20 protein-coding genes, 1 tRNA gene and 1 pseudogene are annotated in these 20,692 nt (G+C 75.1%); 10 read left to right on the top strand and 12 right to left on the bottom strand.

Annotation, left to right across the window (positions count from 1 at the left end; all coding sequences use genetic code 11):
* Positions 1-60: 60 nt before the first annotated feature.
* From ACFZCF_RS20785 to ACFZCF_RS20775, 3 genes are read left to right on the top strand one after another with little or no spacing between them, the layout of a single operon-like run.
* Positions 61-492 (top strand): ATP-binding protein, encoded by a 432-nt coding sequence (locus ACFZCF_RS20785; protein WP_388446321.1) that lies wholly within the window; start codon positions 61-63, stop codon positions 490-492.
* Complete coding sequence (locus ACFZCF_RS20780; RefSeq protein ID WP_388445570.1) at positions 486-920, top strand: hypothetical protein; 435 nt, start codon at positions 486-488, stop codon at positions 918-920. The genes ACFZCF_RS20785 and ACFZCF_RS20780 overlap by 7 nt, the downstream gene beginning before the upstream one ends.
* A 45-nt stretch (positions 921-965) precedes the next feature.
* The gene (locus tag ACFZCF_RS20775; protein WP_391287883.1) at positions 966-1,676 is read left to right on the top strand and encodes a methyltransferase domain-containing protein; all 711 of its coding nucleotides are present in this window, start codon (positions 966-968) and stop codon (positions 1,674-1,676) included.
* A 10-nt stretch (positions 1,677-1,686) separates the two neighbouring features.
* On the opposite strand, the gene ACFZCF_RS20770 is transcribed toward ACFZCF_RS20775, so the two are convergent.
* The 5 genes from ACFZCF_RS20770 to ACFZCF_RS20750 form a co-directional block, all read right to left on the bottom strand.
* Positions 1,687-2,397: a DUF4352 domain-containing protein gene (locus ACFZCF_RS20770; RefSeq protein ID WP_391287881.1), complete on the bottom strand. Its 711-nt coding sequence runs from the start codon at positions 2,395-2,397 to the stop codon at positions 1,687-1,689.
* Between the two features lie 91 nt (positions 2,398-2,488).
* Positions 2,489-2,576, bottom strand: a tRNA-Leu gene (locus tag ACFZCF_RS20765).
* Positions 2,577-2,879: 303 nt separating this feature from the next.
* The gene (locus ACFZCF_RS20760; RefSeq protein WP_391287879.1) at positions 2,880-3,515 is read right to left on the bottom strand and encodes a class F sortase; all 636 of its coding nucleotides are present in this window, start codon (positions 3,513-3,515) and stop codon (positions 2,880-2,882) included.
* Positions 3,516-3,597: 82 nt separating this feature from the next.
* The gene (locus ACFZCF_RS20755; protein ID WP_391287877.1) at positions 3,598-4,173 is read right to left on the bottom strand and encodes a hypothetical protein; all 576 of its coding nucleotides are present in this window, start codon (positions 4,171-4,173) and stop codon (positions 3,598-3,600) included.
* 123 nt (positions 4,174-4,296) lie between these two features.
* Entirely contained in the window at positions 4,297-5,241 is a 945-nt protein-coding gene (locus ACFZCF_RS20750; protein ID WP_388445554.1) for a beta-ketoacyl-ACP synthase III, read from the bottom strand.
* Positions 5,242-5,460: 219 nt separating this feature from the next.
* Between ACFZCF_RS20750 and fdhD the strand changes: the two genes are divergently transcribed.
* On the top strand, positions 5,461-6,288 hold the full coding sequence (fdhD, locus tag ACFZCF_RS20745; protein WP_391287874.1) for a formate dehydrogenase accessory sulfurtransferase FdhD: 828 nt from the start codon (positions 5,461-5,463) through the stop codon (positions 6,286-6,288).
* Here the strand turns inward: fdhD and ACFZCF_RS20740 are convergent.
* Positions 6,278-7,306 (bottom strand): bile acid:sodium symporter, encoded by a 1,029-nt coding sequence (locus tag ACFZCF_RS20740; RefSeq protein ID WP_391287872.1) that lies wholly within the window; start codon positions 7,304-7,306, stop codon positions 6,278-6,280. The two genes, fdhD and ACFZCF_RS20740, sit on opposite strands and share 11 nt — an antisense overlap.
* Positions 7,307-7,421: 115 nt before the next feature.
* On the opposite strand from ACFZCF_RS20740, the gene ACFZCF_RS20735 reads away from it, so the two are divergent.
* The 4 genes from ACFZCF_RS20735 to ACFZCF_RS20720 all read left to right on the top strand — a co-directional run bounded on the left by ACFZCF_RS20735 (position 7,422) and on the right by ACFZCF_RS20720 (position 11,932).
* Positions 7,422-8,315 carry a LysR substrate-binding domain-containing protein gene (locus ACFZCF_RS20735; RefSeq protein ID WP_391287870.1) on the top strand — a complete coding sequence of 298 codons (894 nt, stop codon included), beginning with the start codon at positions 7,422-7,424 and terminating at the stop codon, positions 8,313-8,315.
* A 310-nt stretch (positions 8,316-8,625) separates the two neighbouring features.
* Positions 8,626-10,467, top strand: a complete 1,842-nt coding sequence (locus ACFZCF_RS20730; protein ID WP_391287868.1) for an AMP-binding protein — start codon at positions 8,626-8,628, stop codon at positions 10,465-10,467.
* 182 nt (positions 10,468-10,649) lie between these two features.
* Complete coding sequence (locus tag ACFZCF_RS20725; protein ID WP_391288240.1) at positions 10,650-11,444, top strand: aldo/keto reductase; 795 nt, start codon at positions 10,650-10,652, stop codon at positions 11,442-11,444.
* Positions 11,441-11,932: an RICIN domain-containing protein gene (locus tag ACFZCF_RS20720; protein WP_388446315.1), complete on the top strand. Its 492-nt coding sequence runs from the start codon at positions 11,441-11,443 to the stop codon at positions 11,930-11,932. Before ACFZCF_RS20725 ends, ACFZCF_RS20720 begins: the two co-directional genes overlap by 4 nt.
* Positions 11,933-11,947: 15 nt before the next feature.
* Here the strand turns inward: ACFZCF_RS20720 and ACFZCF_RS20715 are convergent, their stop codons facing one another.
* Positions 11,948-12,889 (bottom strand): methyltransferase, encoded by a 942-nt coding sequence (locus ACFZCF_RS20715; protein ID WP_391287866.1) that lies wholly within the window; start codon positions 12,887-12,889, stop codon positions 11,948-11,950.
* A gap of 254 nt (positions 12,890-13,143) precedes the next feature.
* Between ACFZCF_RS20715 and ACFZCF_RS20710 the strand changes: the two are divergent.
* Positions 13,144-14,765: pseudogene (locus ACFZCF_RS20710) on the top strand (ABC-F family ATP-binding cassette domain-containing protein).
* Here ACFZCF_RS20710 and ACFZCF_RS20705 read toward each other — a convergent pair.
* Positions 14,762-14,899, bottom strand: a complete 138-nt coding sequence (locus tag ACFZCF_RS20705; protein ID WP_391287864.1) for a hypothetical protein — start codon at positions 14,897-14,899, stop codon at positions 14,762-14,764. The pseudogene ACFZCF_RS20710 and the gene ACFZCF_RS20705 sit on opposite strands and share 4 nt — an antisense overlap.
* 40 nt (positions 14,900-14,939) lie before the next feature.
* Positions 14,940-15,245, bottom strand: a complete 306-nt coding sequence (locus tag ACFZCF_RS20700) for a 4a-hydroxytetrahydrobiopterin dehydratase (RefSeq protein WP_391287863.1) — start codon at positions 15,243-15,245, stop codon at positions 14,940-14,942.
* Between the two features lie 102 nt (positions 15,246-15,347).
* Here ACFZCF_RS20700 and ACFZCF_RS20695 point away from each other — a divergent pair, with 102 nt between their 5' ends.
* Complete coding sequence (locus ACFZCF_RS20695; RefSeq protein WP_391287861.1) at positions 15,348-16,151, top strand: helix-turn-helix domain-containing protein; 804 nt, start codon at positions 15,348-15,350, stop codon at positions 16,149-16,151.
* Positions 16,152-16,158: 7 nt separating this feature from the next.
* Here ACFZCF_RS20695 and ACFZCF_RS20690 read toward each other — a convergent pair whose 3' ends face one another.
* The 3 genes from ACFZCF_RS20690 to ACFZCF_RS20680 form a co-directional block, all read right to left on the bottom strand.
* The gene (locus tag ACFZCF_RS20690; RefSeq protein ID WP_388445527.1) at positions 16,159-16,575 is read right to left on the bottom strand and encodes a hypothetical protein; all 417 of its coding nucleotides are present in this window, start codon (positions 16,573-16,575) and stop codon (positions 16,159-16,161) included.
* Between the two features lie 308 nt (positions 16,576-16,883).
* On the bottom strand, positions 16,884-18,335 hold the full coding sequence (locus tag ACFZCF_RS20685; protein ID WP_391287859.1) for an amino acid permease: 1,452 nt from the start codon (positions 18,333-18,335) through the stop codon (positions 16,884-16,886).
* An 83-nt stretch (positions 18,336-18,418) separates the two neighbouring features.
* Positions 18,419-20,578, bottom strand: a complete 2,160-nt coding sequence (locus ACFZCF_RS20680) for a phage holin family protein (RefSeq protein ID WP_391287857.1) — start codon at positions 20,576-20,578, stop codon at positions 18,419-18,421.
* Positions 20,579-20,692: the final 114 nt, after the last annotated feature.

Genomic DNA, 20,692 nt, shown 5'->3' with positions numbered 1-20,692 from the left:
GAGGAACCGGTCGTGGCTTCTGGTAACGCGCAGCCCTCAGGTCTCATGAGCCCCAGAGTCATGGCCCAGCGCCCCAAGACCCGCCACGATCCCGCCCACCGCTTCGCCTTCGAGCTGCCCGCCCGCACCGAGTCCGTGAGCCGCGCCCGCCACCTCACCGAGGAACGGCTGCTGCTCTGGGGCCGCGGCGCCGAGATACGCGACACGGCCGCCCTGGTCGTCTCCGAGCTGGTCACCAACGCGGTGCTGCACACCGCCAGCAGCCGCATCGTCTGCGAACTCCGCCAGAACACCGAAAGCGTCCGCATCGCCGTGCGCGACGAGGGCGGCCCCGCCGGCCCCCGGATACGCGACTGCGGCGCGGACGAACGCGGCCGCGGACTCCTCATCGTCGACGCGCTCTGCGAGTCCTGGGGCGCCGAGCGCACCGGCCACGGCACGGCCCAGATCGTCTGGGCGGAACTCCCGCACTCCCTGGGGGACCCATGCTGAAGTCTATGGCCGGCCTCCTCGCCCCCCGCGCCCGCCGCTCCCCGGAGAACGGCCTCCGCCCCGCCGTCCCCGCCACCCGCCTCGCCGTGCCCACCGGCCTGAGCACCGGACTCGGCTGCGACGCCGTAGGCGTCCCCGCCCGCTTCGGCTTCAAGATCCTCTCCCGGCTCCCCGCCAAGGGCTGCGTGTACGCCGACAGCGACTGGTGGTGGTGGCTGGTACCGGCCGGCTCCGACCTCGACCTCTCCTGGCCCCTGCCCGCCTGCTACGCCCGGGGCGCCGAGATCCCCGACCGCGGACCGCGCCTCATCCACCACCCGGACGGCACCTCGCCGTACACCCCGCCGATCCCGCTCTACCTGCTGACCTGCCAGCTCACCGGCATCGCCCCGGCCTGGCCGGCCCCCCAGGTGCACACCGCCCTGTGACGCCCCGGGCCCCCCGCCGGCCCGCCGCCGCATAGAGTCGGCACCATGTTCACCCCGCAGGGCCCGACCCTCCGCGAACTGACCGTCCAGGCCCTCTCCTCCGTCGAGCACGGCTACGACCTGCTGGCGCCGAAGTTCGAGGCGACGCCCTTCCGCACCCCGGACCGGATCCTCACGGCGGTGGCCCGCGCCCTGGAGGAACTCGGCCCCTTCGACACGGGCCTGGACCTCTGCTGCGGCACCGGCGCCGGCCTCCCCGTCCTGCGCTCGGTCTGCGCGGGGCGCGTCACGGGCGTCGACTTCAGCACGAACATGCTGGCCGAGGCGCGCCGTCGGCACCCCACCGCGACCCTGGTGCGCGCCGACGCCCTGGCCCTGCCCTTCACCGCCGCCTTCGACCTGGCGGTCAGCTTCGGCGCCTTCGGCCACTTCCTCCCGGACGAGCAGCGCACCCTCTTCGCCGGCGTCCACGCCGCCCTCCGCCCAGGCGGCACCCTCGCCTTCCCCCTCCCGGCCCCGCCCCCGGTCGGCTCCCGGGCCTACTGGGCCCTCTGGGCCTTCGACACGGCGATGCGGGTCCGCAACGCGGTGTGGCGCCCGCCGTTCGTCATGTACTACCGCACCTTCCGGCTCCCGGACGTCCGCGCCCACCTGGAGGAGACCGGCTTCCAGGTCACCCACCAGCCCCTGCCCGCCTTCGGCACCCGCCCGGACGGCAGCCCGAACTGCCGGCTTGTGGTGGCGCGGAAGGGGTGACGGCGGGGGCTCAGGGAAGCTCGCCGTCCCAGTGGACGGCGTCGCCGTCGGAGCCGACGCTCACCCCCACCTCCAGGCTGTTCCCCGCGCCGGGCGGGAGGTCGAACCCGTACGCGGCGACGGTCCTGCGTCCCGGGAGGAGGTCTCCGTCCAGGGGCATGACCACCTGCTCCGGGTCGAAGACCTGAGCGGTCTCCCGGCCGTCGCCGTCCCGGCCCCGCACCACCACCGTCACGAGTTCGAGCCGCTCGTCCGAGCCGTTGCGGACGGTCACGTCGACCTTCACGGCGATGTTCCCGTCCTTGTGCCCGGCCGACGACTGCGCGGGGGCGAACCGCTCGGGCGGCGACACCGTCACCTCGACCCCGCCCGCGAACCGGTGGGTCCGGCCGAACGACAGGAGACCCGCGCTCTCCGGCGGCGGCGTGGTGGCCTCCCGGGCCGGGGACTGCGAGGGCGGGGCCGTGGCGGAGGCGGTCCGTGCCGACGGTGACGCCGGAGCCGCGCCGCCCCCTCCCCCGTCGTCCTCGAACGCGCCCGTGCCGACGAGGAGACCGGCGACGCCGACGGCGAGGACCAGCGCTCCGGCCAGGCCGAGCAGCCAGGTGCGGCGGCGCGGCGGCGTGGGGGCGGGTCCGCTCAGCGGGCCGGGCGGGGGGCCGTCGGGAGGGCCGCCGCCCGGGGAGCGCCGACCGGGACCGGAACCGTTCGCGTCGCTCATGGCACGCCTCCGCCGTCCCCGAGGGGTTTTCCTCAGAGTAGGCGCGGCATGCGGAAAGCGCCGGTCGATGAGATCGACCGGCGCTTCCGTGTGGTGTCCGAGGGGGGACTTGAACCCCCACGCCCGATAAAGGGCACTAGCACCTCAAGCTAGCGCGTCTGCCATTCCGCCACCCGGACAGGGTGTGTGTCGTTCCGTGGGTGTTCCCCGCGGCGACATGGATAACTCTACCAGGGGTTCGCGGGGGCTTTCACCGGCGTTTTCCGTGGTCAGTCGCGGGGGCGGACGGTGGGGGGAGGCCGGTGGGGGGGGTCCCGTGCGCCGGTGGACCTCGGGTCGCGACCGGACGCACGGGGACCGCCCATCCCCTGGAGGATGCCGCCTTGGCGGCCGGGAGCCGGGCGCCCCCCGACGCCCGCTCCGAGGACCACGATGGCTCCGAGGGCTTGGTCCAGGCCAGTCCGTGTCCGGAATACGTCAGGTCATGCGCGCAGACCGGTGAGGCGGGCGGAGACGACGACGTTGCCGGCGTAGCCGGTGGCGCGGCTGTAGGGCCCTCCGCAGGTGATCAGGCGGAGTTCGGGGGCGCGGGTGGCGGCGTAGACGCGGTCGGCCGGGAAGTCGTCCTTCGGGAGGAGTTCCACGGCGTGGACGGTGAAGACGGCCGTGCGGCCGTCGGCGCGGTGGACCTCCACGGTGCGGCCCCGGGTGAGGGCGCCGAGGGCGTGGAAGACCGCGGGGCCGGCGGGGGTGTCGACGTGCCCGGTGACCACGGCGGTGCCGGGTTCGCCGGGGGTGACGGAGCCCGCGTACCAGCCGGCCCGGTCGGGGTGGTCCGGCGGCGGGGCCTCCAGCCAGCCGGCCGCGTCCACGCCGACGCGGGTGAGGGGGGCGTCGACGCCGATCGCGGGGATCGTGACGGCGAGCGGGGCCGAGGCCGGGAGGCCGGCGCGGGGAGGGGGCGGGGGTGTGGCGGAGGCCGGGGCGTCCGCCGCGCGGGGGCGGGGCGGGCCGGGGGCGGTGAGCTGCTGGGCGCCGCCGCGGACGAGGTGGACGCCGACGAGGAGGAGGATCGCGACGAGGCCCCAGGCGCCGCGCCGGCCGTACGCGCTGTCCACCGCGGCGGGCTCCTCTCCTCGGACGGGTGTGCTGGTCGCCCCTCCGTCCCGGACCTCGTCACACCGGGACGGAGGGGCCGTCTCAGGGGCGCCGGCGGGCGAGGACGAGGGCGGAGCCGGCCGCGGCGGCGATGAGGACGGCGCCGGCGGCGAGTTCGGCGGCGCCCAGCGCGTCGGAACCGGTGGCGCCGCCGAAGCCCGCCTTCACGCCCTTGTGCGGGGGCGTCGGGTGCGCCGGGGTGACCGGCTCGGGCGGCGGGGCGGGCGCGTGGGCCACGGTCAGGGTGGTGGTGCCGCGCTCGCCCTTGCAGTCGAAGGCGATCTCGTACTGGGCGCCGGCCTTGGCGTCGAGGTCGACGGTCGCCCTGCCGGGGCGGCCCTCGGTGAGGGTCACCGTGTCGAAGACGCCGGACGTGACCGTCACGGAGGGCACCTCGCAGCCGTCCGCGGTCAGGGTGACCGTGCCGCCGGGGGCGACGGTGCGGGGCGTGACGGAGAAGCCGAAGGAGGTGATGTCCGCACCACCGCCGGCACCGGGGTCGAGGTCGGCCCCGGCGTCGGTTCCGGTCCCGTCGTCGGCGGCGGCCGGCGGGGCGGCGGGCAGCGCCAGGGCCGCGGCGGCCAGCAGGGCGGCGGAAGCGGTACGTATCGCGCGCATGCGGTCCTCCGGTTCGCGGCGGGGGCACGGGCACCCCCACCGCGATCGAAGCTAGGCGCGCCCCGGTGGCGCCGCCACCGGGCTCCCCCTCGCGCTCCGCCGAACGGGGCGGGACGGGGTCGTTCAGGGCAGCCGGACGACCTGGCCGGCGTAGGAGAGGTTGCCGCCGAAGCCGAAGAGGAGGACGGGGGCGCCGGACGGGAGCTCGCCGCGCTCGACGAGCTTGGCGAGGGCGAGCGGCACGGAGGCGGCGGAGGTGTTGCCGGAGTCGACGACGTCCCGGGCGACGACCGCGTTGACCGCGCCGATCTTGGCGGCGAGGGGCTCGATGATCCGGAGGTTCGCCTGGTGCAGGACGACGCCGGCGAGGTCCTCCGGGGCGATCCCCGACCGGGTGCAGACCTCGCGGGCGAGGGCCGGGAGCTTCTGCGTGGCCCAGCGGTAGACGCTCTGGCCCTCCTGGGCGAAGCGCGGCGGGGTGCCCTCGATGCGGACCGCGTTGCCCATCTCCGGGACCGAGCCCCACAGGACCGGACCGATGGCGCCGGTGTCCGTCTCCGTCGCCTCCACGATGACGGCGCCGGCGCCGTCGCCGGTGAGGACGCAGGTGGTGCGGTCGGACCAGTCGGTGACGCCGGTCATCTTGTCGGCGCCGATGACCAGGGCGCGGCGGGCGGCGCCGGCGCGGACCGCGTGGTCGGCGGTGGCGAGCGCGTGGGTGAAGCCGGCGCAGACCACGTTCAGGTCGAGGGTGGCGGGCGAGGCCATGCCGAGGCGTGCGGCGACCCGGGCGGCCGTGTTGGGCGAGCGGTCGATCGCGGTGGAGGTGGCCACGATGACGTAGTCGATGTCGCCGGGGGCGAGTCCCGCGGCGGCGAGCGCCTTGCCCGCGGCGTGCGCGGCGAGCTCGTCGACCGGCTCCTCGGGCCCGGCGACGTGCCGCGTGCGGATGCCGACCCTGCTGAGGATCCACTCGTCGCTCGTGTCGACCAGCTCGGCCAGGTCGTGGTTGGTCAACACCTTGGCGGGCTGGTAGTGCCCGAGCGCGGAGATGCGAGTGCCCGTCATCCCGGGACCCCCTCGATGGTTCGTTCAGCGGCAGGAACCACCCAGTCTTGCCAGCGACTCATGGGTAACAGGTGACGTAAACCACCAAGATTCCCCCGGGTCGCTTGGCCGACCGTGACAAGGGGTCAGGCGGCGCACCGGATCCGGCGGGTCGGACGGGGGTGGCGCAGAATGGCACGGTCAGGGGCAGGAACACCGGAAGAATCGAAGGCGGCGGCGATGGGACGGGTCACCGAGCGACGGCGGGTCACACGCATCCGGGGCGGCGCGGTGAGCACGCGGCCGGACACGCTGGTGGCGGAGGAGCCGCTGGAGATCCGGCTGAACGGCAAGCCGCTCGCGATCACCATGCGGACGCCGGGCGACGACTTCGCGCTCGCGGCGGGGTTCCTGGTGAGCGAGGGCGTGCTGGCCTCCGCCGCGGACGTGCGGTCCATCGTGTACTGCGCGGGGGCGAAGGAGGACGGCACCAACTCGTACAACGTGGTGGACGTGGGGCTGGCGCCCGGGGTCCCCGTCCCCGACATCACCCTGGAGCGGAACGTCTACACGACCTCGTCGTGCGGGCTGTGCGGCAAGGCGAGCCTGGACGCGGTGCGGACGACGGCCCGCTTCCCGATCGCCGACAACCCGCCGGTACGGGTCTCCCCCGCGCTCCTGTCCGCGCTGCCGGACCGGCTGCGGGCGGCGCAGAAGGTCTTCGACACCACGGGCGGGCTGCACGCGGCGGCGCTCTTCACGGAGGACGGCGAGCTGCTCGACGTCCGGGAGGACGTGGGCCGGCACAACGCGGTCGACAAGCTCGTCGGGCGCGCGCTGCGGGAGGACCTGCTGCCGCTGGACCGCGCGGTCCTGCTGGTCTCCGGCCGGGCGTCCTTCGAACTCGCGCAGAAGGCGGTGATGGCGGGGATCCCGGTGCTGGCGGCGGTCTCCGCGCCGTCGTCCCTGGCGGTCGATCTGGCGGCGGAGGCGGGCCTGACGCTCGTCGGCTTCCTCCGCGGCCCGGACATGAACCTCTACACCCACCCCGACCGCGTCATCCTCTGACGCCCCCGCGCCGGGCGCCGCCCGCGGCGGGGCGGGGGCCCGGGGCCGGGGCGTGGGCCCGGTGTCGGGCCAGCGGGGCGCAGGCCATGAGCTGGAGCTGGTGGTAGAGCATGAGGGGCAGGACGGCGAGCGAGGCGTGCGGGCCGAAGAGGACGCTCGCCATGGGCAGCCCCGCGGCGAGGCTCTTCTTGGAACCGGCGAACTGGATCGCGATCCGGTCGGCCCGGTCGAAGCCGAGGCGGCCCGCCCCGTACCAGGTCAGCGTCAGCATCACCGCCAGCAGGACGGCCTGCGCCGCGAGGAGGAGGGCGAGCCGGCCGGGGGTCACCAGGTGCCAGGCGCCCGCGACCACGCCCTGGCTGAAGGCCGTGTAGACGACCAGCAGGATCGAGCCCCGGTCCACGCGTCCCAGCACCCGCTCGTGGCGGAGCAGGAAGCCGCCGAGGCGCGGCCGGAGGAGCTGGCCGAGGAGGAAGGGTGCCAGGAGCTGGAGGGCGATCCGGAGGACGGAGTCGGCCGAGAGGCCCCCCGTGCCACCGCCGAGCAGCGCCGCGGCGAGCAGCGGGGTCAGCGCGATCCCGGCGAGCGAGGAGAAGGAGCCCGCGCAGATCGCGGCGGGGACGTTGCCGCGGGCGATCGACGTGAAGGCGATCGAGGACTGGATCGTCGACGGCACCAGGCAGAGGAAGAGGAAGCCGGTGTACAGCTCGGGGGTGAGGACGGTGGGCACGAGGGCGCGCGCGGCGAGGCCGAGCAGCGGGAAGACGAGGAAGGTGCAGCCGAGGACCGTGAGGTGGAGCCGCCAGTGGCGGAGGCCGTCGAGGGTCTCGCGGGTGGAGAGCCGGGCCCCGTAGAGGAAGAAGAGGACGGCGACGACGGCCGTGGCGGCGGTCTCGGCGACGGTGGCGCCCGTCCCCGACGCGGGCAGCAGGACGGCGAGGCCGACGGTGCCGAGCAGCGTGAGGAGGTAGCCGTCGACCGGCAGCCAGGGGGGCGGGAAGGCGCGACGGCGGGTCATGGCTCCACGGTGGTTCTCAGCGGGTGGTTCGGTGTCCATCCTGGTCCACGGCGGGGTCATCGGGAATCCCGTACGGTGCACTGACTGTCATCACGGATCGCGATAGCCTCGTCCCGTGTACGAGCCCGCCCAGCTGCGCACCTTCCTCGCCGTGGCGCAGACGCTCTCCTTCACCGGGGCCGCCCGGCGGCTCGGGGTGCGGCAGTCGACCGTCAGCCAGCACGTGCGCCGCCTGGAGGAGGCGGTCGGGCGGCCGCTGTTCACGCGGGACACGCACAGCGTCGAGCTGACCGGGGACGGGGAGGCGATGCTGGGGTTCGCCCGGGCGATCCTGCGGGCGCACGAGCGGGCGGCGGCCTTCTTCGCGGGCACGCGGCTGCGCGGGCGGCTCCGTTTCGGGGCGTCGGAGGACTTCGTGGCGACCCGGTTGCCGGAGATCCTGGAGTCCTTCCGGCGGGCGCACCCCGAGGTGGACCTGGAGCTGACCGTGGAGCTCTCGGGGACCCTGGAGGCGCGGCTCGCGGCGGGCCGGCTCGACCTGGTCCTGGCCAAGCGCGGCGCGGGCGCGGACGGCGACGGCGGGGTCCTGGTGTGGAGCGACGTCCTGGTGTGGGTCGGGGCGCCGGGGCTGCGGCTCGACCCGGAGCGGCCGGTGCCGCTGATCGTCTACCCGCCGCCCGGCATCACCCGCGCGCGGGCGCTGGCCGCGCTGGAGGCGGAGGGCCGGGCCTGGCGGATCGCGTGTACGAGTTCGAGTCTGAGCGCCAACGTGGCGGCGGCCCGCGCGGGGCTCGGCGTGATGGCCCACACGCGCGGTCTGGTGCCGCCGGGGCTGGCCCCCGTACCGGCCCGGGCGGGGCTGCCGGAGTTGGGCGGGGTGGACTTCGTGCTGCGGCACGGGCGGCGCGGCGGGGCGACGCAGGAGGCCGCGGACGCGCTGGCGGAGGCGATCCTGGAGGGCGGCGACGGCCTCCGGCGCCCCGACGGGCGGCGCCCGCCCGCCGTGTGACCGCCCGCGTCAGGCCCCCTGGCCGGGGCAGCGGGGCGTCCGCTTCGTCGGATACCGGCCGGTCGCGGGGGCGTGCGGGGGCGTAGCGATTCCGTGGAGAGTGCGGGACGGCCGGACCTACCGGACGGTACGCAACCGGGGTCCCGCATCGGGCACTTGCCGACCCACCCGTCCTGACCTGTACGAACGGTGAATGTCGCGGCTTGGTGAAGGTCCTGCCGCGGGCCGTCCGGGTGGGGTACGGTCACGGCGCCGCAGCCGACGCGGCGGCCCCTTTCAGCCACCGAGCCGCCGAGGGAGGAGCAGGTCCGTGCGTGAGTTCACCGTGCCGCCCGTCGAGGCGGCCCCGCTCGCCGGCGGGCTCGCGGACGCCGTCTTCACCCGCGCCGACACCACCCCCGACGCGATCGCCTTCGGACGCCGGACGCCGGACGGGGAGTGGGAGGACGTCAGCTGCGCCCGCTTCCGGGACGAGGTGCTCGCCCTGGCGAAGGGGCTCGTCGCGCACGGGGTGCGGTTCGGCGACCGGGTCGCGATCATGTCCCGTACCCGCTACGAGTGGACGCTCTTCGACTTCGCCCTGTGGACGCTCGGCGCCCAGCCCGTCCCGGTCTACCCGACCTCCTCCGCCGACCAGGTCCACTGGATGCTGTACGACGCCGAGGTCACCGCCTGCGTGGTCGAGCACGAGGACCACGCCATGACCATCGGGTCGGTGGTGGACCGGCTGCCCCGGCTCCAGCGGCTCTGGCAGCTCGACCCCGGCGAGGACGCCGGTCCCGGCGCGGTGGCCGAGCTGACCGCCGCCGGGGCGGCCATCGACGAGGACGTCGTGCACCGGCACCGGCGGGCGGTGACCCCCGAGTCGGTGGCGACGGTCATCTACACCTCGGGCACCACCGGCCGCCCCAAGGGCTGCGTGCTCCACCACGGCCACTTCATGGTGGAGACCGACGCCCTGCTCGCCGGCTGGGAGCCGGTCTTCCGCTCGCGCCCCGGCGACCAGGCCTCCACGCTGCTCTTCCTGCCGCTCGCCCACGTCTTCGGGCGGATGGTGGAGGTCGCGGCCGTGCGCGGCGGGGTGAAGCTGGGACACCAGCCGTCGATGACCGCCGCGGCGCTCCTGCCCGACCTGGCGTCCTTCCGGCCGAGCTTCGTCCTCGCCGTGCCGTACGTCTTCGAGAAGATCTTCGACGCGGCGCGCCGCAGGGCGGAGGCGGACGGCCGGGCCGGCGTCTTCGACAAGGCGGTGGAGGTGGCCGTGAAGTACGCCGAGGCGCTGGAGCAGAAGGCCTTCGGTCTGGGCCCCGGCCCGTCGGCGGCGCTGCGGATGCAGCACCAGTTCTTCGACAAGACGGTGTACGGCAGGGTCCGCGAGACGTTCGGCGGACGGATCCGGTACGCGATGTCGGGCGGTTCGGCCATGGACCGGCGGACCGGGCTCTTCTTCGCGGGCGCGGGCGTGACCGTCTTCGAGGGGTACGGCCTGACGGAGACGACGGCGGCGGCCACCGCGAACCCGCCGGGCCGGGTCCGGTACGGCACGGTGGGCCGGCCGGTGCCGGGCACGACGGTGCACATCGCGGAGGACGGCGAGGTGTGGATCCACGGCGGCCAGGTCTTCGCCGGCTACCTCGGCGACCCGGCCGCCACCTCGGCCGTCCTGAACGACGGCTGGCTCGCCACCGGTGACCTGGGGGCGCTGGACGCCGAGGGCTATCTGACGATCACCGGGCGGAAGAAGGACATCCTGGTGACCTCCGGCGGCAAGAGCGTGGCGCCGTCCGGTCTGGAGGAGCGGGTGCGGGCGCACCCGCTGATCGCCCAGTGCCTGGTGGTCGGCAACGACCGCCCGTACATCGCGGCCCTCGTCACCCTCGACCGGGAGGCGGTGGAGCACTGGCTGGCCGTCCAGGGCCGGGCGCCGCTCTCCCCCGCCGAGCTGGTCCGCGACCCGGACCTGGAGACGGAGATCCGGCGCGGGGTGGTGGCCGCCAACACGCTGGTGTCGCAGGCCGAGTCGATCCGCACCTTCCGCATCCTCGCCCAGCCCTTCAGCGAGGAGCACGGGCTGCTCACCCCGTCGCTGAAGCTGAAGCGGAAGGCGATCGAGCGGGCGTACGCGGCGGAGGTCGAGGCGCTGTACGGCTGACGGAACAGCCGTACGGCCGTGGCGCGGTGGCCGGAATGATGCCGGGCGCGTGATCGTTGGAGTCGAGGGGCGGTCGCTCGCGCGCCCGCCCGCGCACGAGACGAGCACGACGACGTAAGGATCCCTCCCACGTGAGCACGGACAGCAAGGTCCCCTCGGTCACCCTGAACAACGGCGTGGCGATGCCGCAGCTCGGCTTCGGCGTCTGGCAGGTCCCGGACGACGAGGCGGAGAAGGCGGTGGCCACCGCCCTCGAAGCCGGCTACCGGTCCATCGACACGGCGGCGATCTACGAGAACGAGCGGGGCACCGGCAAGGCCCTGGCCGCCTCCGGCCTCCCTCGCGAGGAGCTCTTCGTCACCACCAAGCTGTGGAACGGCGACCAGGGGTACGACTCCGCCCTGCGGGCCTTCGACGCCTCCCTGGAGCGGCTCGGCCTCGACGAGGTCGACCTGTACCTGATCCACTGGCCGACGCCGGCGAAGGACGCGTACGTCGACAGCTACCGGGCCCTGGAGAAGATCCTCGGCGAGGGCCGCGCCAAGGCGATCGGCGTCTCCAACTTCCTGCCCGAGCACCTGGAGCGGCTGACGGCCGAGACCGGTGTGGTGCCGGCGGTGAACCAGATCGAGCTGCACCCGCAGCTGGCGCAGGCCGAGTCCCGCGCGCTCCACGCGGAGCTGGGCATCGCGACGGAGGCGTGGTCGCCGCTGGGCTCGGGCCGCGGCCTGCTGGAGGTGCCCGCGATCGTCGCCGTCGCCCGCAAGCACGAGCGGACGCCCGCGCAGGTGGTGCTCCGCTGGCACCTCCAGACGGGCAACGTGGTCATCCCGAAGTCGGTGACCCCGTCCCGGATCCGGGAGAACATCGACGTCTTCGACTTCGAGCTGGACGCGGAGGACCTGGCGGCGATCGCCGCGCTGGACGAGGGCCGACGCCTCGGGCCGAACCCGGCCGAGTTCAACGCGGGCGCCTGAGGCCCGTGGTGCAGGGGAGGGTCGACGGGGGCACCGCCCCCGTCCAGGACGGGCTGTACCGGCTGCGGAACGTGGGCAGCGGCCTGGTCCTGGAGGTGTACGCGGGTTCGCGGCGCGGCGGTGCGAAGGTTCAGCAGGGCGCCGAGACGGACGCGCCGGGGCAGCGGTGGCAGGTGTCCGCGGTGCCGAACGGCGGCGGGCTCTACCACCTGGTCAACGCGGCCAGCGGGAAGCGGCTCGACGTCGTGAACGCCTCCACGGAGCCGGGTGCGCTCATCCAGCAGTGGCGGGCGAACAACTTCGGCGCCCAGGAGTGGATCATCGAGCGGGACGTGGAGTCGCCGGGGACGGTCACGCTGGTGAGCTTCATCAGCGGACTGCTCCTCGAAGTGGCCGACGGCTCGACGGCCGAGGGCGCCGACATACGCCAGGGGGAGGACACCGACTCGCCGTTCCAGTGGTGGCGGTTGGAGCCGGTGTCCTCCTGAACGGGCGGCGGGCGCTCAGCCCTTGCGGGCGGTGTGGACCGTGTGCGCCGTCAGGTGGAACAGGTCCGTGCGGTGGTGCAGGGACTGCTCGTCGGCCGGGTCGAGGAGCCGGTCGAGGGTCGCCCGGTCCTCGGCGCCCAGGTGCTCGCCGAAGCCCTCGCGGAGCCGCCCGAAGTGGTGGACGGCGAGCTCGCGCACGACCTGCGGGACGGGCGCGGGCACGTCCACCAGGAAGGTGCGGGTGCCGGCCGGGGTGAGGCCCGCGGCGGCGAACAGGGCGCGCCAGTCGTCCGGTTCGCGCGTCGAGCCGGGAAGCTCGGCGCGCATCCGGGCGAACCAGTCGGCGTGCTCGGCGTCGAAGCGGGCCTCCAGGCCGGGGCGGCCGATGCCGATGTCGCGGGGCAGGTGGCGAGGGGTGAGCCCGCCCTCGACGAGGGCGATCAGGCCGCCCGGCCGGATCAGCTTCGCGAAGTCGGCGAGGGCGGCGCGCTGGTCGCCGATGTGGTGCAGGGAGTTCCCCGCCCACAGCAGGTCCGCCTCGCCGAGGCTGCCGGTCTCCTCCGGGAGCTCGGCCCGCAGGGTGCTGACGCGCGCGCCGAGGCCCTGCGCCTCCGCGCGGGCGCGGGCCCGCTCCAGGAGCTCCGGGGTGCCGTCGACGGCGACGGCCTCCGCGTACGGGAACGCCTCCGCGAGCACGGTGGTGATGACGCCGGGGCCGCTGCCGACGTCGAGGAGCCGGCGGACGCCGCTCGGCGGGACGAGGGTGCCGAGCCAGGCGGCCGCCTCGCGGTAGGCGCCGCCCGCCACCTCGGCCTGCGCCTCCAGGAGCGGCGCGAGCCGGCCCCAGTCGAGTCCGGTGTCGTGCCCGTGGGAGTGGGCGTGCGCAGGGGTGTGGGAGTGGTCGCCGTGGCTGCCGTGGTCGCCGTGCGAGGTGTGGTTCTCACGATGCTGGGTCATGGGCACCAGGGTGCGCCGGGACGCCCGGAAGTGCGAGAAAACTTGCCGTTACGGCAAACGTGTCGCGCTCCGGCGGACGACGGCGGGCGGCCCGGGAAAAAGGGGCGGCGACGGGACGGGAGCGGCTGTTAGCCTCGTCGCATGGGTGCGTTCTCCTCCTACTTCTTCGTCTGATCCCGGGTGCCGGCACGGCCGCCGTCGCGGCCCGGGGCCGGTTTCGTGTGCCCTGATTCCACGAACCCAGAGGAACACCCATGCGCGAGCGCGCTCAACTCACCCTCCGCCACGTCGGCGTCGCCTTCGGCGACCGGCGTGTGCTCGACCAGGTCTCGTTCACCGTCCGCCCCGGCGAGAAGGCGGTCGTCGTCGGCGAGAACGGCTCCGGCAAGTCCACCCTGCTCCGGCTCCTCGACGGCGGTCTGGCCCCCGACGAGGGCGAGGTCCTCGTCCACTTCCCGGGGTCCGTCGCCCGGCTCGCCCAGACCCTGCCGGAGACGTACCCCGTCGGCCCCGACGACACCGTCCGGGACGTCGTCGACCTCGCCCTGCGCGAACTCCGCTCGATGGAGGCGGCGTTGCGGGCCGCCGAGGAGCGGCTCGGGGAGGCGGGCGCCGAGGAGCTCGCCGCGTACGGGGAACTCCTCGAACGTTTCGAGGAGCGCGGCGGCTACCGCGCCGACGCCGAGGTCGCCGCCTCGCTCCAGGCCCTCGGCCTCGGCCACGTCACCGCCGACCGGCGGCTGGCGGGGCTGTCCGGCGGTGAACAGGCCCGGCTGGCCCTTGCCTGTGTGCTCTCCTCCGGCGCCGAGCTGCTGCTGCTCGACGAGCCGACGAACCACCTCGACCTCGACGCCGTCGACTGGCTGCGCGGGCGGCTCGCCGCGCACCGGGGCACCGCGCTGGTCGTCACCCACGACCGCTCCTTCCTCACCGGTTTCGCCACCACCGTCCTGGAGGTCGACCGGGACCGGCGGACCGTGCTGCGGTACGGGGACGGCTGGGCCGGATACCGGACCGCGAAGGCGGCCGAGCGGCGCCGGCTGGCGCAGGAGCACCAGGAGTGGCGGGAGGAGGTGGCCCGCACGGAGGAGTTGGTGGCGGCGGCCGGGCAGCGGCTGGCGGTCTCCGGGAAGGACCCGCGCCAGGGCTTCGGCAAGCACCGCCGCTCCAGCGAGAACAAGCTCTCCGGGCAGGTGCGGACGGCCCGCCGCCGCCTGGAGGAACTGCTGCGGGAGCCGGTGGCCGCGCCGCCCGAACCGCTGCGTTTCGGCGGGCGGTTCACCGGGGACGGGGCGCTCGCCGACGTGCTGGTGGAGTGCGAAGGGGTCCGGGTGGGCGAGCGGCTCGCCGTGGACGGGGTGCGGATCGGGGCCGGCGAGCGGGTCCTGGTCTCCGGACCCAACGGGGCCGGGAAGACCACCCTGTTGCGGCTGCTCGCCGGCGAACTCGCCCCGGAGGAGGGGGTGGTGCGCCGCACCGGCCGGGTCGGGTACCTCGCGCAGGAGCTGCCGCACTCCCCCACCCGCCGGACCGCCCTCGCGGTCTGGGCGGAGGGCAGGCCCGGGCCGCCCGAGGAGCACGCCCCGGAACTGCTGGCCCTCGGGCTGCTGCGCGAGGAGGACCTCGCCGTCCCCGTGGCCGCGCTCTCCGCGGGTCAGCGTCGGCGCCTCGAACTGGCGCTTCTCGTCTCCCGCCCCGCGGACCTGCTGATCCTGGACGAGCCCACCAACCATCTGGCGCCCGCGCTGGTGGAGGAGCTGGAGGAGGCGGTGGCCGCCTTCCCGGCACGGTCGTCGCGGTCTCGCACGACCGCGAGTTCCGGGACCGCTTCGGCGGCCGCCTGCTGGAGCTGGCCGGGGGCCGGGTGGCGGTCTAGACCGTGTCCTCCTCGGCGCGCCGGTCGCGGTACCGGGCGGGCGCGACGTAGGAGGTCAGGCGGTACTCCGGGGCCGGGCGGGGGCGGGTCCGGTCCGGGAGCGCCGCCAGGGCGGTCGTCAGGGAGTCCGCCATGACGGCGATCCTACGGTCCGGCCGGGCGGCTGACGCCGCGTCAGTCGGCCTGGTGGCCGGGGGCGATGGCCGCGACGCGCTCGGCGAGCGCGAAGTCCTTCTCCGTGAGGGCGCCGCCCGCCGAGTGGGTGTGGACGGCGACGGCGACCGTGTCGTAGCCGAGCGTCAGCTCCGCGTGGTGGTTCAGCTCCTGCTGGACCTGGGCGACGTGGACGACGAGGGCGGTGGCCGCGAAGTGATCGGGGAGCCGGTAGGAGCGGACCAGGCGGGTGTCCTCGACGGACCAGCCGGGCAGCTCCCGCAGGCGGTCCTCGATCTCCTTCTGCGACAGCGGCTGCGTGGGCACAGGGGTGCTCCCTCCGGTCGGTGGTGCGCGGGGCGGGGTTCGTGGTGCGGGCGCTTCCCAGGCGTACGTACCCGGGTCGCCCCTCTGGGATACCGTCTGGGCATGACGACAGTGGTGAGCGACACGGGCGTCGGGCCGCTGCTGCGCGGCTGGCGCGAGCGGAGGCGGCTCAGCCAGCTGGAGCTGGCGCTGCGCGCGGACTCCTCGGCCCGGCACATCTCCTTCGTCGAGACGGGCCGTTCACGGCCGAGCGAGGCGATGATCCTGCGGCTCGCGGAGCACCTGGACGTGCCGGTGCGGGACCGCAACGCACTGCTCCTCGCGGCGGGTTACGCGCCGCGGTACGCGGAGTCGCCGCTGGACGCGCCGGAGCTGGAGACGCTGCGGGACGGGATCGCGCGGCTGCTCCAGGGGTACGAGCCGTATCCGGCGCTCGTGGTGGACGGGGCGTACACGGTGGTGGCGGCCAACCGGGCGATCGGGCTGATGCTCGGCGGGCTGCCGGAGCATCTGCTGACGCCTCCGATGAACGTCATGCGGATCACCCTGCACCCGGAGGGGCTGGCGCCCCGGATCCACAACCTGCGGGAGTGGCGGGCCCATCTGCTGGCCCAGATGGAGCGTCAGATCGCCTTCGCCCGCTCGGACGCGCTGCGCGCGGTGTACGAGGAGGTGAGGGCGTATCCGCTGCCGGAGCCGCGGCCGGAGGACGTGCCGGACCCGGAACCGTACCCGTACTTCGCGCTGCCGCTGCGGATCGAGCACGACGGGCGGGTGCTGTCGTTCGTGTCGTCCATCTCGACCTTCAACACGCCGATGGACGTGACCGTCGCCGAGCTGGCCATCGAGACGCTGCTCCCGGCGGACCCGGCGACGGTCGAGTACCTGAAGTCCCTGGACTTCTGACGGCTCTTCAGTCGGTGGCGGCGCGCAGCGCGGCCCACTGGAGGAGGGCGAAGCCGGCGACGGTGCCGGCCTGCATCGGGGTCCAGACGAGTCCGGCGGTGGTGGGCTCCAGCCACGCGACGAGGGCGACGAGGCTGAGGGCGGCCCAGAGCAGGTTGGCGTCGACGACGAGCTTCACGGCGGCGGCCGGGGGCTGCGGGCGGCTCGCGAGCCAGGCGACGCCGGCGGCGAACGCGGTGAGGAAGAGGCCGAGTCCGAGGAGCAGGCCGGCGTCCACGCCGAGGAGTTCGCCGAGCGGGCCGGAGGCGACGGCGTAGGCGAGGCCGTTGGCGCCGGTGACGACGGCGTCGAGGGCGAGGAAGCGGCGGAGCGCGGTGGTCGGCCGGGTGGTGCGGGCGAGACCGGCGAGCAGGGTCTGGGACATGGCGGATCACCCTCCAGAGGGGGTCGTTCGGACGCGTGGACCCGGCGCCCGGGCGGAGTGCGCCGCCCGGGTTCCGGTGCTTCCGAGCTTGCCGCCGGGGGCCGGTGCGGGTCGATTACCCGAGAGGTCATGCCGGGCGACCGGAGCCCTCCGGGGGCGGCGGGGGCGCCACGTCGGAACGGTCCCCCGCCGCCCCGGGATCCGGTCGCGCCCCGGACCGTCGGGGGTCAGCGGGCGGGGCGGTCCCGGTGCGGACGCGGGTGCGGGCCGGGTGCGTTCCGGGCGGGCGGGAGATCCGCCCTCCTGGGCTACGCCTCGGGGGCCGGATTCACCGCCTCGGCCGCACCGGCGGCCGCCGCCCGGCGGCGGCCCGCCATCCAGGCGTGGACGAGGACGCCGGCGAAGAGGAAGAGGACGCCCTGGTAGACGGCGGCGTAGCCGGAGCCGGCGACGAGCCAGAGGGAGAAGCCGAAGGCGGCGAGGGCGAGGACCAGGTCGCGGATCAGCCGGGGCCGGTGGACACGGTCGGCGCGGCCCGAGAGCAGGAAGTGGATCTGGGCGGCGGCGGAGAGCAGGTAGGGCACGGTCGCGGTGAAGGTGGTGACGAGGACCAGCATCTCGAAGACGCCGCTCGGGCCGGCCGTGTAGTTGTACACGGTCAGGAGGGAGGCGAGGACGACGGTGACGAGGACGCCGACGGTCGGCACCCCGCGCCGCTTCACGGTGAAGACCCGCGGGAAGAGGCCGTCGCGGGCGGCGGCGTACGGGGTCTGGGCACTGAGCAGGGTCCAGCCGTTGAGGGCGCCGACCATGGAGACCAGGGCCATGCAGGCGACGGCGGCGCCGCCCCAGGTGCCGCCGAACATCAGGTTGACGGAGTCGGCGAAGGGGGCGCTGGAGGAGACGAGCGCGTCGTGCGGGACGGTGCCGAAGACGGAGACCATGGTGAGCAGGTAGAGCGCGGCGGCGGCGAGGGTGCCGAGGACGGTGGCGCGGCCGACGTTGCGGCGCGGGTCGCGGACCTCGCCGGCGCTGACGGTGGCGGACTCGACGCCGAGGTAGCTGAAGAGCAGGATCGCCGCGGAGGCGGAGACCGCGCCGAGCGCGCTGTCGTCACCGGCCCGGAAGGGGCCGAGGTTGGCGCTGTCGAAGAAGAAGAACCCGCCGACGGCGACGAGCAGCAGCGGCACGAACTTGAGCACGGTGGCGACGAGCTGGACGGCGCCGACGTACCGGGTGCCGGCGAGGTTGGCGAGGGCCGGCAGCCACTGGATCAGCAGGGCGGCGCCGATGGTGGCGGCCTTCGACTCGTGGAGGGGCACGAGGACGTCGAGGTAGCCGACGGCGGCGACGGCGAGGGCCGCGTTGGAGACCCAGGCGGTGATCCAGTACGACCAGGCCGCCAGGAAGCCGGCGAAGTCGCCGAAGGCCTCGCGGGCGTAGACGTACGGGCCGCCGGTCACGGGGTGGCGGTGGGAGAGCCGGCCGAAGACCAGGGCGAGGGCGAGCGCGCCGAGGGTGAGGACGCCGAAGGCGAGCAGGCTGATCGTGCCGAACGGGGCGACCGAGGCGGGCAGCAGGAAGATGCCGCCGCCGATGATGTTGCCCATGACCAGGGCCGTCGCGATCGGGAGGCCGAAGCGGCGGGCGTGCTGCCGGCCGGGGCCGCCGGTCCCGGTCGAACCGTCCGTGCCGTCCGTGCTCTCCGTGCTCTCCGTGGGGAGCGGCGGGGCCTGCGGGGCCGTGGGGGCCGTGCTCATGGGGTGGTGCGCCTTCCGTCGTGCGGTTCCGGACAAGCCTCCGGAACCGGACCATGGTCGGGTACGGCGAACATCCGTCCAAATCAGCGGTTTTTGTCCGGCGGAACCGGCCGCTCCACCGGAAGAACTGATTCCGTCCTCTTCCCGGACGGGGAAATCTCCGGAGCGGACGCCGGGGCGGACGCCGGCGGACCGAGCGGCACCTGCGGCCCCTCGTCCTCGCGCAGCCAGCGCCGCAGCACCCGGTGCACCCGCTCGGCGCCCACCAGCTCCTCCCCCTCGGCCACCGGCGGCGACAGCTCCGGCGGCGAGAGCAGGAAGGGGTGCGACTGCGCGCCGCCCAGACCGCCGTGCGAGCCGATCTGCTCCTCGAAGGCGTGCACGGTGCCGGTGACCGGGTCGTACATCGAGTTCACCATGATGTCGGCGACGTGGGGGAAGCCGTCGGTGCGGCGCACCGCGTCGGCCGCGCCCCGCCCGAACACCGCCAGCGGCCCCTCGCCGTCGGCCAGCTCGGCCACCGGGACCTCCACCCCGTCCGCCGCCAGCACCACCGCGCCGTGCGCGGCGCTCGCCACCAGCAGGAACCCGATCCCGGGATGCTGCGCCAGGGTCCGCAGCAGCCCCGGATGGCGCCGGTCGATCTCCTCCCGCGTCATCCGGTGCGGCACGTCCGGGAAGGAGACCAGGCCCAGATTGCCCGAGGCGAGGACGAGCGGCTCGGACGGCCGGGCGGGCAGCTCCCGCTCCGCCTCCTCGCCCGTCTCCACCGGCCGGTGCAGGGCGCTGCGCAGCGCGTCCCGGGCGGCGTCCCGGGCCTCCGCGCCGCTGCGGGTCCGGCCGGCCCGGCGCGACACCGGCAGCCCGCAGCCCGCCCGCACCAGGTCCTTCAGCGTCAGCCCGTACGCGCCCTCGAAGGTCTCCCCCGGGCTCTGCCCGTGGTCCGAGAGGAGCACGATCCGGTACGGCCGCGGGGCGTGCTCGGCGACCCGGGCGATCAGCCCGACGGCGCGGTCGAGGCGGCGCAGCACCTGGTCGGTGTCGCGGCCGCTCGGCCCCGAGTGGTGCGCCACCTCGTCGTAGGCGACGAGGTCCGCGTAGACGGCCGTGCGGCCCGCGAGCATGTCGCCCAGCACCGCCGCGACCACCACGTCCCGCTCGACGACGGTCGCGAAGGCGCGCACCAAGGGGTACGTGCCGCCCCGCCGGATCCGGGGCGTCTCGCGGCGCAGCCGGGCCCGGGTCGACTGGGCCACCTCGCGGACCACCTCGTCGACGAGGGAGCCGGCGGTGCGGACCGCGTTGGCCGGATCGGAGAAGTACGCGAAGTAGCCGGCGCGCGAGCGGTTGCGGCGGCCCCGGCGCGCGGCGACCGTCAGGACCAGGGCCACCTGGTCGGCACCGCCGCTGAAGAGGTTGCCCCGGGAGGCGCCGTCCAGGCTGAGCAGCCCGCCGTCGCCGGTGCGGCGCACCGCCCGCCGCTGCAGCTCCACCGCGCTCGCCGGCCGGTTCGACACCATGAGCCGCCCGGTGTCCTTCTCGTACCACCGGAAGGCCGGCACGTCCTCGTTGCTGCCGTGCAGGATGCCGAGCTGGCTGGCGCCCGTCTGGCTCGACCAGTCCGTCCGCCACGGGGTGAGCCGGTACCCGGCCTCCAGCCATCCCGCGACCGTCGGCATCAGCCCGTCGTCGACGGCCCGCCGCAGCACCTCGTGGCCGACGCCGTCGAGCTGGAGGAAGACCGTGCCGGCCGCGGGTTCGGGGCCGGACCCGGGGTCCCGGGGACGGGTCCGGCCCGTCAGCCGGTAGAGCCGGCGGCGGTACGCCTCGTCGTCGCGGACCGCGAGGGCGGTCGACGTCGCGGACGCCACGGCGGACATCACGGCCGCGACGACGACGGCGGTCTCCGGGTCCGCCGCGCCCCGACCGTCCGGGATCAGCCACAGCGCGACGAGCAGCAGCGATCCGTTCAGGAAGAACACGAGCAGCCCGAGCACCAGGGCGGGCACGAGGAGCAGGGCGCGGACGACGAACGGCCAGACCAGCGCGGTCAGCAGGCCGAAGGCGCCGGCCGCCCAGGCGGCGGTGAGGGCCGTACGGGTGAAGGTGTCGCCGTCCGGCGACTGGAGCTGGAAGTCGGGCAGGAGGCCGGCGAGCACGAGCAGGGTCGCGGTCGACACCGCCCACACGCTGACCAGCCTGACGGCGGCCCGCCCCGCCCCGCGCCATCGCCCGTACCCCACGCCACCCGACCTTCCGCCCAAACGTCCCCCCACCCTGACATACCTCCCCGGTCCGGGGCCCCCGCGCACCTGTCGGGCCGTGCGGGCGCGGGAACACCGGCCCGGGCGCGGGGC

The organism is Streptomyces sp. NPDC007945, from assembly GCF_042958885.1.
In the GTDB taxonomy this organism is placed as follows: domain Bacteria; phylum Actinomycetota; class Actinomycetes; order Streptomycetales; family Streptomycetaceae; genus Streptomyces.
Note: the sequence above shows the minus strand (reverse complement) of the source record. Positions and strands in the feature narration are given on the sequence as shown.

Bases quoted from the DNA above. Each gene is read 5' to 3' on its own strand.
- ACFZCF_RS20785 (WP_388446321.1), top strand. From the start codon at position 61: ATGGCCCAGCGCCCCAAGACCCGCCACGATCCCGCCCACCGCTTCGCC.
- fdhD (WP_391287874.1), top strand. From the start codon at position 5,461: ATGGGACGGGTCACCGAGCGACGGCGGGTCACACGCATCCGGGGCGGC.
- ACFZCF_RS20725 (WP_391288240.1), top strand. From the start codon at position 10,650: ATGCCGCAGCTCGGCTTCGGCGTCTGGCAGGTCCCGGACGACGAGGCG.
- ACFZCF_RS20755 (WP_391287877.1), bottom strand. From the start codon at position 4,173: ATGCGCGCGATACGTACCGCTTCCGCCGCCCTGCTGGCCGCCGCGGCC.
- ACFZCF_RS20770 (WP_391287881.1), bottom strand. From the start codon at position 2,397: ATGAGCGACGCGAACGGTTCCGGTCCCGGTCGGCGCTCCCCGGGCGGC.
- ACFZCF_RS20750 (WP_388445554.1), bottom strand. From the start codon at position 5,241: ATGACGGGCACTCGCATCTCCGCGCTCGGGCACTACCAGCCCGCCAAG.
- ACFZCF_RS20690 (WP_388445527.1), bottom strand. From the start codon at position 16,575: ATGTCCCAGACCCTGCTCGCCGGTCTCGCCCGCACCACCCGGCCGACC.
- ACFZCF_RS20715 (WP_391287866.1), bottom strand. From the start codon at position 12,889: ATGACCCAGCATCGTGAGAACCACACCTCGCACGGCGACCACGGCAGC.
- ACFZCF_RS20775 (WP_391287883.1), top strand. From the start codon at position 966: ATGTTCACCCCGCAGGGCCCGACCCTCCGCGAACTGACCGTCCAGGCC.
- ACFZCF_RS20705 (WP_391287864.1), bottom strand. From the start codon at position 14,899: ATGGCGGACTCCCTGACGACCGCCCTGGCGGCGCTCCCGGACCGGACC.
- ACFZCF_RS20740 (WP_391287872.1), bottom strand. From the start codon at position 7,306: ATGACCCGCCGTCGCGCCTTCCCGCCCCCCTGGCTGCCGGTCGACGGC.
- ACFZCF_RS20685 (WP_391287859.1), bottom strand. From the start codon at position 18,335: ATGAGCACGGCCCCCACGGCCCCGCAGGCCCCGCCGCTCCCCACGGAG.
- ACFZCF_RS20695 (WP_391287861.1), top strand. From the start codon at position 15,348: ATGACGACAGTGGTGAGCGACACGGGCGTCGGGCCGCTGCTGCGCGGC.
- ACFZCF_RS20780 (WP_388445570.1), top strand. From the start codon at position 486: ATGCTGAAGTCTATGGCCGGCCTCCTCGCCCCCCGCGCCCGCCGCTCC.